Raw genomic sequence first — 17,576 nt, forward strand, 5'->3', positions numbered from 1 at the left:
TAACAGAAAGTTAATGCGGCAAAATTCCTATTGGTAATTTGGATAGGTATCAAATATTTCTTTGGCCTTATTTTCTTGATATGACCGTACGTTTATATGTTTCTAAGAGAAAGAAATATTTTCATTTTTATTACCATCTATTGTTTGATTAAGATGGTAACATGAAAATGAAACGTTTACAACCAGAAAATAAAGAAAAAATATTAAAATACGACTTTTTTCGACAAATATTCCTATAAAACGTTTTGTAGGAATTAGAAATAACTAAATTAGTAATAATAGCTTAATATATCAAAGTGAAATTCAATGAATAAGAGTCCAAAGGCATGAATTTAAATGATAATGTTATAATTTTCTTTTTTGAACTGTAAGTGTTTTACAAGTATAGTTAAACTTTAATCCAACTAGCATTTCTTCCTTTTGTCACTAGCTTAATATGGCCAAACAATTGCAAGGAATTTAAAGCCTTACTGATTGTACTCTCTGCTATGTCTGGATATGTGTTACGAATACACTCCTTAGTAAAGGGGTGTTTTTGTTTAAGGATAAAATCCTGAATTCTCTCCACTTTAGTATGCTTACATATAGAATCTAGAACTGTATTATGAAGATCTTTGTATGCCTCTAATATAATAGTTAAAAACGTTTTTAACCAAAAGCTACTATTATGTTCCTCGCAGTACCAATTTACCGAAGATTTATAAATCGAATTGTAATATTCAGATTCATTTTTCTTAATGTATTTATCCAGACATACATATTTTACAAATGTATTTCCACTCTTAATTAATAGCAATTGCATTAACATAAGTGCCAATCTGCCGTTTCCTTGATTAAAAGGGACTATGCAATAAAAATTAAATATAAAACGAGCTATTAATAAAAGTGAATGATGGCCCTTACTAGAATTTAATGAGTTATATTGATCACATAAATGTTCCATTACTTGTGGAATAAGCTCATGTGGAAGAATGCGGTAACTATTTAAGTGCATTCCGTTTTCAGGAATACCTGGAATAGTAAACGGTTTTTCGCGCCATTTGGCACTGTCAGAGGTAATGTAATGTATTAATTGAAAATGTAATTCCTGTATAGTCTCCGGATTGATTAATAAATCACAGGAATTCTTATGCACAAAAGTAAGTGTTTGATAAAAACAAAAGATAGCATCTTCCGAGATATTTTGAGGTACTATATCATCTAAAATAAGTTCTTTTAATCTTTTATTTGGGACTTTTATATCTTCATAGGTAGTAGTAAAGTTTTTTATGTAATGAAGTGGTATGGTTTTTTCTAAGCTAGTAAATATATCAGGATTTTGTTCCTGATAAGCAGCTAATTTTCCTTTTAATTCACTAATTTCACTGATTATATTTAATAGTCTCCTTTTTAATTCAATATTTTTATACTTGTCATCGAAAAAATTTCTCATTTTTATTCCCCCTGTAACCCCTTAACATGCTGTTACATAAATCTTTCCATTCTAAAGATAGTTTACAACATTATTTCAAAATAACAATATATTTATTTTGATTTTGAACTTATTTTAGAATCAAAATTGTTATTTAAATTTGATTAACGAGTTAGAACTTATAATTAATCATGTTTGAATAAAGAATGAATATACACAGATAGAAATTATAGTTTGAATTAAATTCCTTGTTATGAATTTACGAGATGAAAATATAATTTTAGAATTATTATTAGTGTAGTTTGCTGTATTATTGCTGGGAATTTACTAGAAAGTAACTAATTTTCACAAATAAAATAAAGAAATCTTAAAGAGGAATCAATAGGATCTAATTTGAATAGGCATAATCCTAACATTAAATGTGCAAATGTACAATAATTAAATGAAAAAAATATGAAAATATCGACTTTTTTCGACAAAATAAATTAGATGGAAAAACAATCAAATGTAAGAAAATTGTTGCTTTAGATGATCTCTGCATTTCATAAATTAATATTGAAGGAATCATCAAATGATTTTTATGAGTAATAAAAGAGTAGATATATAAATTAAATTGTGACAATTATAAAGTTAGTATTCTCCATTTTCACTATTTAATTTAACAAATTTAATAATAGTAAGGTGACTTTTCTATATTTAATATAAGTATTTGATGGGGGATGCTTATAAAAGTGTCATTTTCTATATATCCATGTAGCATTTAGCACTTGTATTGCGAAATATTTTGACATAAGTTAATTTAAATATTAGGCACAGAAACATTTTAAGGAAAAGACTCAGTATAAAAGTACCCTGAAAAACGTTTCACCCTAAAAACGTTTTTCCTCAAGAGATTTTCTCAGAAGCACTAAAGTTTTTTAATTTGTTTCTGTGCCTTATTAGATAAAAATAATATAATAAGTTGTTTAGAAAAGGTGAAAAATTCCCCCATTATAAAAAATTCATGTCACTTAACGTCCGTATTTTCTAGTTAAAGTAGGAATTTAAAGAAAAGGAAAGGGCTAGCTCTAGTTATAATTAGTGCAATAAATAGGGGGCTACTCAAATTTTTTGTTTGATTTAGTAAAATTATAAACGAGTTAATTCAGTATAAAAAATGTAATGTTACACAATTGACGAAGCTTTTAAAAATGCAACAATCCACTGTTTCCCAACATTTATCGAAAATGAGGGGTAAGGTGCTAAAGGCTAAAAAAAAGGTTTAGAGATGTATTATATTACTAATCTAAAGGCGATTCAGATTGTTGGAATTTTAGGTTTGTAAATAAACAAAACTTCAAACATTTCATTATAAGTAAAACGCAGAATAATCCCCCACAAATACGTGGGGGATTTCTTTTATGAAAATAATATCAGTCTTTTTGAGGAGTGATACGATGGTCACCATGAACACTATAAGAAGGGCGAGAGTGCCACCATATTCTAATGTACTAGTAAAAGAAAAATTTTAAAAGTGCTAAAACGCTTTATATTTCTCAATATAATTTATGTTGCAAAAATCTTTTAATTTCATCAAAAGCTAAGTGACGATTACCAGACTGACAATGTTGTTCACCGCCAGTTTTCTTAGTGAAAACTACAGAAGTGGTGGTGGCTGCATTACATAGCTCCGATTCGATTTGCGGTAATCGGCTAATTGGAACGTACTGATCGTCTTCACCAGCGAGGAGCAATACTTCTTGATTTATGAACTGACAGATTCCTGCCATCGTATGCTTTTCAAATTTTTTAAGTAAGTTAAATGGCGTTTTTTCGCCTGTATTTTCCATACCCTTTTTAACTTTCCAGTTCAGGTCGATGCTGGTGGCCATCATTTGTTTAAACATGGTATTAATTGTGTCAGATGTGGTTGTAAATAATTTCGCAATCAAAATTTGGATTTTTTGTGAATCTTTATTGTTTTTTTTTTAACTCTTTACTACATAATGTTACAAAATAGAATTAATTTGCCTAATTTTAGCCCCATAGCAAGTCAATAAATAAACTAAATGTGTTTATGTTATTGAACTATTAATATATTAGTAGGTAATTTGTTCGTTTATTCTTATATTGCTATTATATTAGCGTAAACAATATATTGGGGGGATAAGAATGAATTTGAAATTAACATCTAAATTAGAAAGATTAAGAAAAAGTAAAAAAGGAATTGGCGCTTGTGTTTTAGCTGCAGGGGTGATGGCAATTACAATGATTCCTCAAAGTACATATGCACATGGGTTTGTTGAAAAACCAAGTAGTCGTTCTGCTTTATGTAGTCAGAATTATGGAGCATTAAATTTAAATTGTGGAAATGTAATGTACGAACCTCAAAGTCTAGAAGCGCCTAAAGGATTCCCAGAGGGTGGACCGATTAATGGCAAAATCGCTTCGGCAGGAGGACTGTTTGGAGGGATTCTTGACCAACAAACATCAAATCGCTGGTTCAAAAACACAATAAAGGGGGGAGCAAATACATTTACATGGAAATACACAGCGGCACATTCTACAAGTAAATGGCATTATTACATTACAAAAAAGGGATGGGATCCTAATAAACCATTAACACGTGCTGAATTAGAACCAATTGGAACTGTGAACCATGACGGTTCGGCCGCATCAAATAATTTAACACATACAATTAATGTACCAACTGATCGAAATGGTTATCATGTTATTTTAGCTGTATGGGATGTAGCAGATACGTCAAATGCGTTTTATAATGTAATTGATGTAAATCTAGTAAATAATGAAACTCCCGATACAGTAGCTCCAAGTCAACCAACTGGATTAAATGCGTCTAAAGTTTCTGCCAATAGTGTTGCACTAACATGGAAGGCCTCTACTGATAATATAGGTGTAAAAGAATATCAAGTGTTACGCAATGGAGAAGTAATTGATACGGTACCAGGTACAACTTTTACTGATAAAAAACTAAAAGCAAATGCGGAATATACCTATACTATAAAGGCATTAGACTCTGCTGGAAACATATCAAAAGAAAGTGAAAAACTAAAGGTTAAGACAACAAATGAAACTCCAGATACAGAAGCTCCGACTCAACCGAAAGGATTACATAGTATGAGTACAACAGCGACAACTGTTGATTTGATGTGGAGTCCATCTGAAGATAATGTAGGTGTTGACCATTATATTGTATATAGAGAAAGCGCTGGGGTTATGAATAAAATTGGGGCAGCTGATAATACATCCTTTATGGATAAAGATTTGAAAAGTAATACATCGTATAAGTATGTAGTGACGGCGGTTGATTTAGCTGGAAATGAATCTAGTAGAAGTGATGTTTTGAATGTAACGACAAAGTCAGAGGATTCCACATATGAAAAATGGGATGCAAGAAAGGCATATACTAAAGGTGATAGAGTAGTACATGAAGGAAAAGTGTATGAAGCGGTTCAAAATCATCAAGGAAATGGCGACTCAAATTGGATTTTTGCCCTATCGCTTTGGAAGCCAGTTTTGAATAAATGATAAGCGTGGAAGGGTAGTTATCACTAATTCTATGTGCAATACCGAAACAGGGGTGAAGTTTTTAATCTCCATCTCAATATATGCGAAATGAAATTATTAAAGAATCCCAATGGAATTTCATTGGGATTCTTTATTTTCTAATTTGTAATAGCATATATTTTCACTGTAAATTTGTTAGTGGCACCATTTGGATTTGCAATATAATATTTAGTATTTGTGTAAGCTTCAGTCCTAGATCCATGTGAAATGTTTTTCCAACGAATAGAATCTGAACCTAGGGAAACATCAATCATTACATTGAAAGAAATAGTAGAAGGATGCTCTTTTTCTGAAGGATCAATAACCCATTTTAATTCCTTGGTACCTATAGGTAAGCTATCAATTTTAAAGTTTTGACTGGATCGGTTTTTTTGTCCGGATAAAGGACTAGACTCAGATGAAATTTGTGAAATTAATATTTCTTTTTCAATCGAATGTATACCATTTAATTTAATGATACTATCAATTAAACCTGGTCCAGGAAAATCAGCTGCAATGATACCAGTATGTTTAATTCCACCTTGTTGTAAGAGTTCAGTACCAAGTGTATTCATTCCACCATAAAATACTTGACCATTTATATCACGAGGGAAATCTTCCCACGCATTAGTTATAGCTTTTTGAATCATTTTGGAGTTACTATCAGTATTTCTGCTCTCTTTACCACTTGCAACAAACCAAGGATAAACATTATTTAATAATGCAGCAGCACCACCTGTGCCACTAAAATGGTTAAGATAGATTTTATCATTGTTAAAATTATTATTTGTATTTTGAAGGTGGGTTTTCACCGCATTCCATTTTTCATACATTCCGTCTGGTCCGTTTTCAATTTCAAATGTATCTTGTATATTTAAGCTATCGTAATTAATGCCATATTGCTGAGGGGCTGTAAAGTTTTGCAAGATTACAATTTTCCCTCGGATATCGCCTAGAGTAGGATTATTTCTTTTTGAAGTTGGTACAGAACTCGGATCCCAAAAATAGGAGGAATTAAGGTCTTTGTATTTTTTAAGTATTTCTTCGAATGATAGTGAGCCGCTTTCAGGAGTAGTTTCTTCTTTTAAGCGCATTAAAATTGTTTCTGTAGGATGATCTTTTAAAAATTGAATTGCCTCTTTTAATACATCTTCAAACATTGCTTTTTGATTTACAATCCCATGGTACATTGCAAAAGAATCTTTTACACGTTTAACACGCATATCTACATATCGAATTCCAGAATTTAATTGTTGGGGTAGACTCATAGTTTGATTTCTTGTCAAATTTTCATCAAGAAAACTTGCTCCATGTAAAGCCATTGTACCGTGAGTACCTGGAATAGATAGTTCACTTAATTTTGTTGAATCTGCTACCTTCGACATCCAAGATGGATTTTGATATCCTATATTGGATTCATAGGAATAACCTGGATGACTATCAGCTAAAATAGTAGATGGTGTACTTAAACTTGCTAGTGTAAAACAAGTGAGGATACTAATTTTAAAGAAATTTCTCATTTTTATTTTGTTCATTTTATCTCTCCTGACTTTTAAATAATAGATATTATAAAATAAAATGATTTTTTATTATATTTATTGTTTTCATTCTTAAAGTAATAAATTGTATCTAATAGCCAAACGGATTCTTAAAGAATAGAAGCATAGATAGGTGAAAAACAAATTTTCAGCGGTACTGTATACAAACAAAACAGAAGTCTTAAAAAAGACTTCTATTTTGTGACATATAATGAATGATAAGGTGGTTAACAAATCAAGATAATGTGACTGAGTGGTAAAAATCTATTTATAGCTGTTTCAGAATCTCTTATAACAAGGCTGATTACAAAAAGCGGATCTCTACAATGCTAATAAAAATTAAAACATTCTACTCATTAAAACTTAGACTAACTACAGTTGCGATAGATTGAGCTGCATGTTCCCAGCTTCCATCTATAACTATACCAATCTGCTGACCAAGTGCATTTAAATCATTTGGATTAACTGGAATTCCATTATACGCAGCAAGAATTGATAAAAGCGGAGCAGCAAATGGTGTCCAACCACCTCTATCAATATTAAATACAGGCTTATCTACTACTTTTCCATCTTGCACAGTAAACTCATAATAAAATTGATCATCTGGACGGAAACTTAAATGATGAGAAATTTGTCCCTTAACATATTTTTTTCCTGCACCTAGATTTACTACTTCTATTTCTTTTACGTTAAATTCATGCTCAAACACTTTTATTTTTTTGACTTCTGGACCATTTAAGGCAGCATTAACAGCTGTTTCTAAATTATTTTGTGCTAATGGCTGAATACTCATTTGTGCCTCTTGTTGTTGGATAGGAGCCTCTTTTTCTGCAGCAAACACCGACGTAGTAGGTAGTGCACCTGTAGCTAATGTAGCTGCAAGTGCAGTCGTCATAATGACTTTTCTTTTCTTCTTCATAGTTTTCTTCCTCCTTTTAAGTTATGATATATAATCTTTTAAAGACTGACACGGTGCATTATTTTATTTCATAATGTACACAAAAATTAGTTTAAAAATTATGTGAAAACATGTCAGAAAATTAAAATCAATTATATATGCATTTACAATGATATCTATCTACACATATTATTTCAATTTTCTAATAAATGTTGTGATAATCACTTTTCATAAGTGAATTTAGTGTTTCAATTCTCTCTATGTACGTTTTAAATAAATTAAAATAGTAGTGATAATAATATATTTGCAAGCAAATGTCGTATATACTTCGAGAAAAATACACAATTTTTTTATAAAAAACTATAGGAATTATCATTATATCGTTATTAAACTAAGTAAGATAAATGATCATATGATGAAGAGCTTCCAGTGATTCGCTATAAATTCAATAGAAAATGAGCATGATATCATACACTCATGCAGGAAACCTAGGATATTAAAGCTCCACTTTATAGCAGTTAATACGAATGGGATTGGAAAACAGCTAAGTGTTTATTAGAGACGTATAACACTATGAAAATACTTCAAAGCAATTATAAAGTTTCAGTTATTCTGAATTCGAAGGGCACGGAATGTTTATTGAGAATTGTAGTACTGATCAAAATTTTAGGAGGAAATATGAACAAGAAGGCTAAAAGAATTATATTACTTATTGCTACATTAGTAGGTAGTAGTATCTTTTTATATTTACAGAACAATTTAATAAGTATAACTGAGGTTAAAATAACCTCCAGTAAAATTCCCTCCGCGTTTAAAGGATTTAAAATCCTCCAAATTTCAGATTTACATAATAAAAAATTTGGTGAAAATCAAAACGTTTTAATTAAAAAGGTAAAAAACTTGAATCCTGATATCATTGTTATTACCGGTGATTTAATTGACAGTAAATCATATGATGCAGAAATTAGTTTGCAAGTAATACGAGAACTTGTGACGGTGTATCCAGTATATTTTGTGACAGGGAATCATGAGAAGTGGTCAGGGAAATATAATAGTTTAGAGAAAGAATTGAAGAAATACAATGTTACTGTTTTAAGAAATGAGCATGTAAGCATTCAAAAAGATGGGCAAGAAATAAACTTGCTAGGTATTGATGATCCAGGATTTACTAGTGGAAATCGTGATGAAGAACATATTGTTAAAAGTGAGATTAGGAAAGCTAAAGATGGAATGAATTCAGATGGTTTTAAGGTATTACTATCTCATAGGCCTGAATTTTTAGAAGCCTATGCTGATGAACAAGTAGATTTAGTGTTATCGGGGCATGCTCATGGAGGACAAGTTAGATTGCCATTTATCGGAGGGTTAGTTGCTCCGAATCAAGGAATATTCCCTACATATACAGCCGGTTTATATGAAAAACAAAATACTTCAATGGTAGTGAGTAGAGGATTAGGCAATAGTATCATTCCGCAAAGAATTTTCAATAGGCCAGAACTCGTAGTCGTGCAGTTAAATTGAACTGTGCGGCTTTTTTATGTAAAGAACAAATAAAAAGGCTGTACGCATTTTATACAAGTTAACATTACAATTTTGTTAAAAATTTTCTACGTTACATAAAGTAACAAAATTTGACCCGTAGAGTTTGTTATAGTGTAAATAATCAAAAAAATTAAAAATTAGTCGAGTGAAAAGTGTGATAAGGAATCTGTATAAAAACATAAAGGGGTGTACACATGCATAAAGAATATGAAATTGAAGAGTATACGGCGATTGAGGAACAAATACATTATTATTGTAAATGTTTATTAGTAAGTCATCCTGATCAAATTATAAAGTATTTAGAAAAAAGGTTAGAAAAATATGCAGAAACATTACAATATGCACATTTATATCCTGACACAGTTATTTTACCGTTACAGCAATTAGTTATCGAATATTCTTTAGATGTTGCTAGAATTAGGAAATATATGAATTTGAAAACGTAAAATAAAATATATAATTTAAATGAAACAGAGTCGACTTTAAGAAATGATATTCTAATGTCGACTCTGTTTCATTGTTTAAGATTGAAAATACATACTAATCAATGAAGTTTGACATATAATTACGCAAGAGTAAAATAAAAGTGAGTACTCACTCATTTTAGATAAGGGGGAAGAATACGTGCAGCAACCTGCCATTATTTTACGGACTGTATCAAAAAGTTTTGGGAAAAAAGAAGTGTTACACAATCTTTCATTGCAAGTTGAAAAAGCAGAAATATTTGGTTTAGTTGGGCCTTCAGGTTCAGGGAAAACGACTCTTATTAAATTGATTGCAGGTATTAATGAGGCAACGAAAGGTGAAGTGCTTGTATACAACACGAACATGCCTAATTTAAATGAAATGAAAAGAATTGGTTATATGGCTCAGGCTGATGCATTATATGAAGAACTATCAGCATATGAAAATGCAGATTTTATTGCAACGATGTATGGATTAAAGGGAAAACATAAAAAAGAAAGAATCGAAGAGGTTTTTGACCTTGTACAATTATCACAACATATAAGACAGCAAGTGCAGCATTTTTCAGGTGGGATGAAGAAGCGTTTATCATTAGCGATAGCACTCCTTCATGAACCTGAAATATTAATTTTAGATGAGCCAACAGTGGGGATAGATCCACTTCTTAGAAAAACAATCTGGGAAAAATTTTATGATTTGAAAAAGAAAGGCACAACTATTATTGTAACGACGCACATTATGGATGAAGCTGAGTTTTGTGAGCGTCTAGGGTTGATTAGAGAAGGAAAGCTAGTTGCGACTGGAACACCTGAAGAATTGAAAAAACGGGTATCATCAGGACGGATTGAAGATGTCTTTTTGTTGGAAGAGGTGGCCCTATCATGAGAGTTACTGGTGTAATCATTCGTATTATTCGCCAATTTTTTCGAGATAAACGTTCGTTAGCGATGATGTTTGGGGCACCAATGTTATTACTTTGGTTATTGTCTCTAGTGTTTACACAAAAAGACTATGTACCGCATATCGCTGTAGTTGATGTGCCTACTCCTATTGTAAAAACAATGAAAACTCAAGAAGCCTCAATTTATGAATACGGCAAAGAGAAAGCAATTTCAGAGTTAGAACAGCAAAAGGTAGATGCAGTAATTTATTTAGAGAATGGGAAAATGAATCTTTTATTAGAAGGAAGTGATTCATCAAAAAATCGTGCTGTACTTCAAGTTTTACAAAAGAGTACAGAAAAGAATGAAGTATCAGTTATGAAGCCTGAAGTAAATTACTTACATGGCTCTAAAGACTTTACAATGTTTGATGGGCTTGGTCCCGTATTGATTGGTTTCTTTACATTTTTCTTTGTATTTATATTGTCTGGAGTTTCCTTTGTTAGAGAACGTTTAAGTGGTACATTAGAGAGGTTATTGTCCACTCCAGTGAGAAGATGGGAAATAGTTGTAGGATATATTATTGGTTTTGGAATCTTTGCATTTATACAATCAATTATAATCGTGAATTTTTCAGTTTATATTTTAGACTTGTATGTAGCTGGCTCCACATGGCTAACGCTACTTATTACATGCATGCTTTCTTTAACGGCATTAACTTTAGGGACGTTTTTATCAGCATACGCGAATAATGAATTTCAAATGATTCAATTTATACCGCTAGTCATTGTGCCACAAATTTTCTTTTCTGGGTTGTTTCCAATTGAATCTATGAATAAGTGGCTCCAAATGTTAGGGAAATTATTTCCGCTCACATATGGAGCTGACGCAATGAGACAAGTGATGATTCGAAATCAGGGATTTACAGAGATTGCATTAGATCTTACTGTATTACTACTTTTTTCTCTATTATTTGCAATAGGGAATGTATTTGCATTAAAGAAACATCGGAAAATATAATGATGATACAAAGGGGCATTATAGATGAAGAAGGATTGGCTAGAAGAATTAATTGCCGCAACTAGTACGGATAAACGAAATGAACGTCAAATGCGTATTTTAGAGGCAGCTGTTGATATGTTTGGAGAAAAAGGATATGCATCAACTTCTACAAGTGAAATTGCAAAGCGTGCTGGTGTAGCGGAAGGAACAATCTTCCGCTACTATAAAACGAAAAAAGATTTATTGTTAGCAGTCGTCATGCCGACATTAACAAAGTTTGCTGCACCATTTTTCGTACAAGCCTTTGCAAAGGAAATATTTAAATCGAAGTATGAATCATATGAGGGACTTTTACGAGTTGTCATTCATAATAGATTTGAATTTGCTCAAAAGCACCTTCCTATGATTAAAATATTAATTCAAGAAGTACCATTTCAACCAGAGCTAAAAAATGAAATACAACAATTAGTAGAAACGGAACTGTTTTCACATTTCAAAAAGTTGATTGTGAAGTTTCAAAAAAAAGGAGAAATTATTGAGATACCACCATCTTCTGTATTACGTCTTACTTTATCAGCTGTATTAGGTTTATTATTAACACGCTTTTTATTATTGCCTGAAGAAAAATGGGATGATGAAGTGGAAATTGAAAATACGATTCAATTTATATTGTATGGATTAACGCCACGAATCTAACTATAACAACATTTTAGGGGTTTGGTTTTTTGTATTTAAATAAATGTAATTTAATAGGTTTAATCATAAGTAAAAATATGTTGATGTGTGAATTACATATACTATTTTAAGCAAATAATAAATCGCCTTTAAAAAGGCGATTTATATTCATTATACAATTTTGATAAATAAGTACTTGTTTACTAAAAATATTTTGAATTAGCGTGTTTCTTTGTCTCTTCTTCTAAGACCTAATAATCCTGCTAGACCTAATAAACCGAGCCAAGCCCAATTATTATTTCTATCACGATTATTATTTAAATCATTTGTCGTATTTACATTTCGAGTTCTCACATCATTATTAACTCTGTTCAAGTTATTGTCATTAACTCGAGTTGACATATCAGTGTTATTAACTCTATTCATATGATTTCCATCGTATTCAGCTTGGGCAGATGTGCCTAAAAACATAATAGATAGTGCTAAAACACTTAAAATAGATGATAATTTTTTCTTCATAAATTTCCCCTCCTTTCTTATGTATTAATTTCTCCATTGCTTTTGTACATTATTCGTATCACAGTATCTAAATCATAAATTTAAAATTATTAGAACTATCTTTAATCTCCATTATTAAAAGGACAGGTAAATACAACGAAGCGGTTAACAAAAGTTAACCGCTTATGCCATGTTATGCTTGATCAGATTGAAGAACATGTAAAGGGGGAGGAATAATCCAGCCTTTTTTCTTATTTAACCGTAGTAAAGTAGCACCTGCTTGTGCCTTTTTCATATGGAATTGTCCAAACATCATTCCTACGTCTTCTCGAAGTGATTGTCCCATCGCTTGGCTACATGCTACTAGTCCAGCAGCAAGATCCATAGAAACTTTAGCTGCAATTTCTGCGTCATTAATACGAGCACCAGGAGGGATTGTTTCAATAGATGCAACTGGACGCTCTGGAGGTGCTGGTGGTAATGCCACACCGTTTGATTTTAACAAGTTTTTTAGTTCTTCAACTTCTGATTGGATATCATTTTCTATAAGATTTTCTAAAAACTTTTTTAAGTCCTCGTCTCCAGTATGATTGACAAGAACTTGGTAACCAGCAATTGCACCTTGTGCCCCTGCAAGATAACTCCAAATTGCAAAGACTTCTCCGTAATGCATTGGTTCATTTTGGGGATTACCACTTAATACTCCCATTTTAATATGCCTCCTTAAACTGAATGGATTTTTTGAAATATTTCTTACCAAAGAAAAAATACTTCTGAAAATGTTCCGTAATAAAGAAAGTAGGTTTCTAAAATTCATTTGGAACACCCTAACTACAAGTAATACTTTCTCAGTCTATAATGTACAAATTTAAAGAATATATTCTAAATAACTTGGGATTAAAATTCATATTAAGGCTTATTTTAATTTAAATGTAAAGAGGAAAGGAAAGAATCTGTAACTATGCTAGTAAAGATGGATTGTGTTTAGACAAAAAAGTGTTAACAAGTTTGTACAAGAACTTGTTAATACATATACGAAATAGATTTGAATTGTAGTTGATATAGCATTAAATTTATAGTTATTATAAAAATAATCAATATAAACAGACTTTGCTTAAGATACTAATATCAGTACAATTTAGATTGTATGGATTGATACCATGGAGGTAATGAAATGCGGCAATTTGCAAAACCAACAATTGTTGTAAGTAAATGTTTAGAATTTGATGCCTGTCGTTATAATGCAGAGATGATACCAGATGTAACAATACGAAATTTGCAGCCATTTGTTACATTTATACCTGTTTGTCCAGAAGTCGAGATCGGATTGGGGACTCCTCGTGAAACGATACGAATTGTAGAAGAAAATGGTGTGAATAGGCTTGTACAGCCGTCGACAAGAGAAGATGTAACTGAAAAAATGGAGCAATTTTCAAATGTCTTTTTACAAACGATATCTGATGTGGATGGTTTTATTTTAAAGAATCGTTCGCCGAGTTGTGGTACTCGTGATGTGAAAATTTATTCTGGTTTTGAAAAAGCACCAGCAAAAGGAAAGGGATCTGGCTTATTTGGCGGAGCAGTAATAAAAAATTTTTCCCATCTTCCAATTGAAGAAGAGGGTAGATTGTCGAATTTTATTATTAGAGAACATTTCTTTACAAGGCTGTTTACAATCGCGCATTACAAAATGATTAAACATACTAAAAACATAAAAGAACTCGTATCGTTTCAATCAGACTATAAGTATTTATTTATGGCATATAATCAGGTGAAACAGAAGGAATTGGGGCGTATTATTGCAAATCAAAAAAATGAAACGATTGAAGTGGTATTTGAAAACTATGAGAAGACTTTATATGAATTATTTATGCGCACACCCCGCTATACATCGAATGTAAATGTATGTGAGCATATTTTTGGATATTTTAAAACTAAGCTGAAAAAACAAGAAAAAGATCATTTTTTAGATTTGATACAAAAGTATATAGAAAAGAAAGTCCCGCTTAGTAGCTTACTTGCAATTTTAAAATCATGGGCCATTCGGTTTGACGAAAAGTATTTATTAAGACAAACATATTTTGAACCTTATCCTGAAGCTTTAGTAGAAATTTCTGATTCGGGAAAAGGTAGAGATTATTAAACAAAAGATTACATAATTCGACAAGAAAACTCCTATGTTGTTGTAGAACAATGTAGGAATTTTTTTGTGCATTAGTACAGAATCTGTTTTAAAATTAAGTTATGACAGAATTATAACAATTATCTAACTAATATTCGTGTCTTTTAATTCGTAATGTTTGTAGTAGAAACTCGCACGCTGTCGAAACTCAATATTCGATAAGGGGTGTGTAGCGGAATGGAATTTACTCTAACTCGCGAAAAACAAATGATTAAAGAAATGGTACGTGACTTTGCTGAAAAGGAAATCGCACCGAAAGCTGTATATTATGACAAAACTGCGGAATTTCCATATGAAACATTTCAAAAGATGGGCGAACTAGGATTATTAGGAATCCCATTCCCTGAAGAGTATGGAGGTTCAGGTGGCGATACTGTATCGTACGCGTTAGCAGTTGAAGAAATTGGTCGTGCTTGTGGTGGGACAGGGTTAAGTTACGCTGCAACAATTTCATTAGGTGCTTCTCCAATTTATTATTTCGGTACAGAAGAACAAAAACAGAAATATTTAATTCCAATGGCATCAGGTAAAACTTTAGGTGCGTTCGGATTAACTGAGCCGAACGCTGGATCTGATGCAGGTGGTACACAAACGAAAGCTGTATTAGATGGAGACGAGTATGTTATTAGTGGTGAAAAGTGTTGGATTACAAATGCAGAGTATGCAAATACAATTATTGTAACCGCTATCAACGGTGTTGAAGATAATGGTAGAAAGCGTATTTCGGCATTTATCGTACCGACTACAAGTGAAGGATTAACGATTTCAAGTCCTTACGATAAGATGGGTGTTCGTGCTTCTAATACATGTGAAATCGTACTTGATGGTGTACGTGTACCGAAAGAAAATATTCTTGGTGATGTAAATAAAGGATTTAAACAATTCTTATATACACTTGATGGAGGACGTATTTCAATCGCAGCATTAGCAGTAGGTATTGCACAATCTGCATTTGAACGTGCGCTGCAATATGCGAAAGAACGTCAACAATTTGGAAAGTCAATCTCTAATTTCCAAGCGATTCAATTTAAATTAGCTGATATGGCGACTGAAGTAGAACTTGCACGTAATTTAGTACATAAAGCAGCTTGGTTAAAAGATAATGATAAACCTTTCGGTAAAGAAGCGGCTATGGCAAAGTTATTTGCATCTGAGGCTGCTAGTCGTATTGCAAATCAAGCGGTACAAATTCACGGTGGATACGGCTATATGCGTGAATATGAAGTGGAACGACATATTCGTGATGCAAAACTATTAGAAATTGGTGAAGGAACTTCTGAAATTCAACGTCTCGTAATTGCAAGACATTTAGGATGTAGATAAAAAGGAGGAATCACTATGTTTCAAAAAATATTAATTGCTAATCGCGGGGAAATCGCAGTTCGTATTATGAAAACTTGTCAAAAACTTGGCATTCGCACTGTTGCTATTTATTCTGAGGCGGATGAAAATGCCCTACATGTAAAAATGGCAAATGAAGCTTACTTAGTAGGCGGACCGCGTGTCCAAGAAAGCTATTTAAACCTTGAAAAAATTATTGAAATAGCTAAGAAGACAAATGCTGAAGCAATCCATCCGGGATATGGATTATTATCAGAGAATCCGTCTTTTCCGGTTCGCTGTAGAGAAGAAGGGATTGTATTTATCGGTCCATCAGAAGAAATCATTACGAAAATGGGAAGTAAAATCGAGTCTCGTATTGCAATGCAAGCTGCAGATGTCCCAGTAGTTCCAGGTATTACTACAAATATTGAAACTGCTGAAGAAGCAATTGAAATTGCAAAACAAATTGGATATCCATTAATGCTGAAGGCATCCGCAGGCGGCGGAGGCATTGGAATGCAGTTGATGGAAACTGAGCAAACGCTCACCAAAGCGTTTGAAAGTAACAAAACAAGAGCACAAAACTTCTTCGGTAACGGAGAAATGTATTTAGAGCGCTATATTGCAGATGCACATCATATTGAAATTCAGCTTTTAGCAGATACACATGGTAACACAGTGTATTTATGGGAGCGTGAATGTTCCGTGCAGCGCCGAAATCAGAAAGTAATTGAAGAAGCACCTTCACCATTTTTAGATGAAGGTACGCGAAAGGCGATGGGAGAAGTTGCTGTACAAGCTGCCAAAGCTCTAGGCTATACAAATGCAGGTACAGTTGAGTTTCTTGTAGATGATCAGAAGAACTTTTATTTCTTAGAGATGAATACGAGATTACAAGTAGAGCATCCAGTTACAGAAGAAATTACTGGTTTAGATCTTGTAGAACAACAACTTCTAATTGCATACGGTGAGAAACTATCATTTACACAAGATGATGTAAAACGTAGTGGTCATGCCATTGAAGCACGTATTTATGCAGAGGATCCGAAAACTTTCTTCCCATCACCTGGGAAAATTACAAATTTAACGCTTCCATCAAATGTACGTATTGATCACTTTTTGGAGAATCAAGTCACGATTACACCTTTCTACGATCCAATGATTGCGAAAGTTATTGCTCATGGTGGAACTCGTGAAGAAGCAATTTCAAAATTACATGATGCTTTAGAAGAATTAAAAGTAGAAGGTATTAAAACGAACACGCCAATGCTACTTCAAGTATTGGAAGACGATGTGTTCAAAAGTGGTATTTATACAACGGGTTTTGTAACGAAACAACTTGTTAAAAAATAAGATTTAACAATATTAAGGGGGAAAAAATGATGACGAAGGTATATGCATCGATGGCAGGAAATGTATGGAAGATTGTTGTAGGAGTAGGAGATACAGTAGAGGAAGAGCAGGATGTCGTCATTTTGGAATCTATGAAAATGGAAATTCCAATCATTTCAGAAGAAGCTGGCACAGTTATGAAAATTAATGTGCAAGAAGGCGATTTTGTAAATGAAGGAGATGTATTACTAGAAATTGAATAGGGAGATATAGGGGGAAGCGA

The 17,576-nt window shown here is 32.4% G+C and carries 15 protein-coding genes and 2 pseudogenes; 11 read left to right on the forward strand and 6 right to left on the reverse strand.

The window, feature by feature from the left end:
• Nucleotides 1-388: 388 nt before the first annotated feature.
• Nucleotides 389-1,432: a Fic family protein gene (locus tag QCI41_RS02550; RefSeq protein WP_353838453.1), complete on the reverse strand. Its 1,044-nt coding sequence runs from the start codon at nucleotides 1,430-1,432 to the stop codon at nucleotides 389-391.
• A 1,103-nt stretch (nucleotides 1,433-2,535) separates the two neighbouring features.
• Between QCI41_RS02550 and QCI41_RS02555 the strand changes: the two are divergent.
• Nucleotides 2,536-2,735: pseudogene (locus tag QCI41_RS02555) on the forward strand (ArsR family transcriptional regulator); the annotation flags it as partial.
• 211 nt (nucleotides 2,736-2,946) lie between these two features.
• Here QCI41_RS02555 and QCI41_RS02560 read toward each other — a convergent pair.
• Nucleotides 2,947-3,315, reverse strand: a pseudogene (locus QCI41_RS02560) (alpha/beta hydrolase); the annotation flags it as partial.
• Between the two features lie 247 nt (nucleotides 3,316-3,562).
• Here QCI41_RS02560 and QCI41_RS02565 point away from each other — a divergent pair.
• Nucleotides 3,563-4,939 (forward strand): lytic polysaccharide monooxygenase, encoded by a 1,377-nt coding sequence (locus QCI41_RS02565; RefSeq protein WP_353838452.1) that lies wholly within the window; start codon nucleotides 3,563-3,565, stop codon nucleotides 4,937-4,939.
• A gap of 137 nt (nucleotides 4,940-5,076) precedes the next feature.
• On the opposite strand, the gene QCI41_RS02570 is transcribed toward QCI41_RS02565, so the two are convergent.
• On the reverse strand, nucleotides 5,077-6,492 hold the full coding sequence (locus QCI41_RS02570; protein WP_353838451.1) for a phosphatidylinositol-specific phospholipase C: 1,416 nt from the start codon (nucleotides 6,490-6,492) through the stop codon (nucleotides 5,077-5,079).
• 352 nt (nucleotides 6,493-6,844) lie between these two features.
• Nucleotides 6,845-7,414 (reverse strand): methyltransferase, encoded by a 570-nt coding sequence (locus QCI41_RS02575; RefSeq protein WP_353838450.1) that lies wholly within the window; start codon nucleotides 7,412-7,414, stop codon nucleotides 6,845-6,847.
• 657 nt (nucleotides 7,415-8,071) lie between these two features.
• On the opposite strand from QCI41_RS02575, the gene QCI41_RS02580 reads away from it, so the two are divergent.
• From QCI41_RS02580 to QCI41_RS02600, 5 genes are all read left to right on the forward strand, one after another.
• Entirely contained in the window at nucleotides 8,072-8,914 is an 843-nt protein-coding gene (locus QCI41_RS02580; protein WP_353838449.1) for a metallophosphoesterase, read from the forward strand.
• Nucleotides 8,915-9,129: 215 nt separating this feature from the next.
• Nucleotides 9,130-9,381: a hypothetical protein gene (locus QCI41_RS02585; RefSeq protein WP_000548621.1), complete on the forward strand. Its 252-nt coding sequence runs from the start codon at nucleotides 9,130-9,132 to the stop codon at nucleotides 9,379-9,381.
• Nucleotides 9,382-9,559: 178 nt separating this feature from the next.
• On the forward strand, nucleotides 9,560-10,285 hold the full coding sequence (locus QCI41_RS02590; protein ID WP_064056237.1) for an ABC transporter ATP-binding protein: 726 nt from the start codon (nucleotides 9,560-9,562) through the stop codon (nucleotides 10,283-10,285).
• On the forward strand, nucleotides 10,282-11,301 hold the full coding sequence (locus QCI41_RS02595) for an ABC transporter permease (RefSeq protein ID WP_353838448.1): 1,020 nt from the start codon (nucleotides 10,282-10,284) through the stop codon (nucleotides 11,299-11,301). Before QCI41_RS02590 ends, QCI41_RS02595 begins: the two co-directional genes overlap by 4 nt.
• Nucleotides 11,302-11,325: 24 nt before the next feature.
• On the forward strand, nucleotides 11,326-11,979 hold the full coding sequence (locus QCI41_RS02600; RefSeq protein WP_353838447.1) for a TetR/AcrR family transcriptional regulator: 654 nt from the start codon (nucleotides 11,326-11,328) through the stop codon (nucleotides 11,977-11,979).
• 198 nt (nucleotides 11,980-12,177) lie between these two features.
• Here QCI41_RS02600 and QCI41_RS02605 read toward each other — a convergent pair whose 3' ends face one another.
• Complete coding sequence (locus QCI41_RS02605) at nucleotides 12,178-12,477, reverse strand: WGxxGxxG family protein (protein ID WP_064056238.1); 300 nt, start codon at nucleotides 12,475-12,477, stop codon at nucleotides 12,178-12,180.
• A 172-nt stretch (nucleotides 12,478-12,649) separates the two neighbouring features.
• Entirely contained in the window at nucleotides 12,650-13,165 is a 516-nt protein-coding gene (locus tag QCI41_RS02610) for a DUF3231 family protein (RefSeq protein ID WP_000538613.1), read from the reverse strand.
• A 465-nt stretch (nucleotides 13,166-13,630) separates the two neighbouring features.
• On the opposite strand from QCI41_RS02610, the gene QCI41_RS02615 reads away from it, so the two are divergent.
• From QCI41_RS02615 to QCI41_RS02630, 4 genes are all read left to right on the forward strand, one after another.
• Nucleotides 13,631-14,599, forward strand: coding sequence for a YbgA family protein (locus QCI41_RS02615; protein ID WP_046955914.1), 969 nt, complete (start codon nucleotides 13,631-13,633; stop codon nucleotides 14,597-14,599).
• A 216-nt stretch (nucleotides 14,600-14,815) separates the two neighbouring features.
• Nucleotides 14,816-15,961 carry an acyl-CoA dehydrogenase gene (locus QCI41_RS02620; RefSeq protein WP_000397260.1) on the forward strand — a complete coding sequence of 382 codons (1,146 nt, stop codon included), beginning with the start codon at nucleotides 14,816-14,818 and terminating at the stop codon, nucleotides 15,959-15,961.
• 15 nt (nucleotides 15,962-15,976) lie between these two features.
• The gene (locus QCI41_RS02625) at nucleotides 15,977-17,314 is read left to right on the forward strand and encodes an acetyl-CoA carboxylase biotin carboxylase subunit (protein ID WP_046959454.1); all 1,338 of its coding nucleotides are present in this window, start codon (nucleotides 15,977-15,979) and stop codon (nucleotides 17,312-17,314) included.
• 26 nt (nucleotides 17,315-17,340) lie between these two features.
• Entirely contained in the window at nucleotides 17,341-17,556 is a 216-nt protein-coding gene (locus tag QCI41_RS02630) for an acetyl-CoA carboxylase biotin carboxyl carrier protein subunit (RefSeq protein ID WP_001987345.1), read from the forward strand.
• Nucleotides 17,557-17,576 lie beyond the last annotated feature (20 nt).

The sequence above is a fragment of the Bacillus cereus group sp. MG4 genome, from assembly GCF_040460055.1.
Lineage (GTDB): Bacteria > Bacillota > Bacilli > Bacillales > Bacillaceae_G > Bacillus_A > Bacillus_A wiedmannii.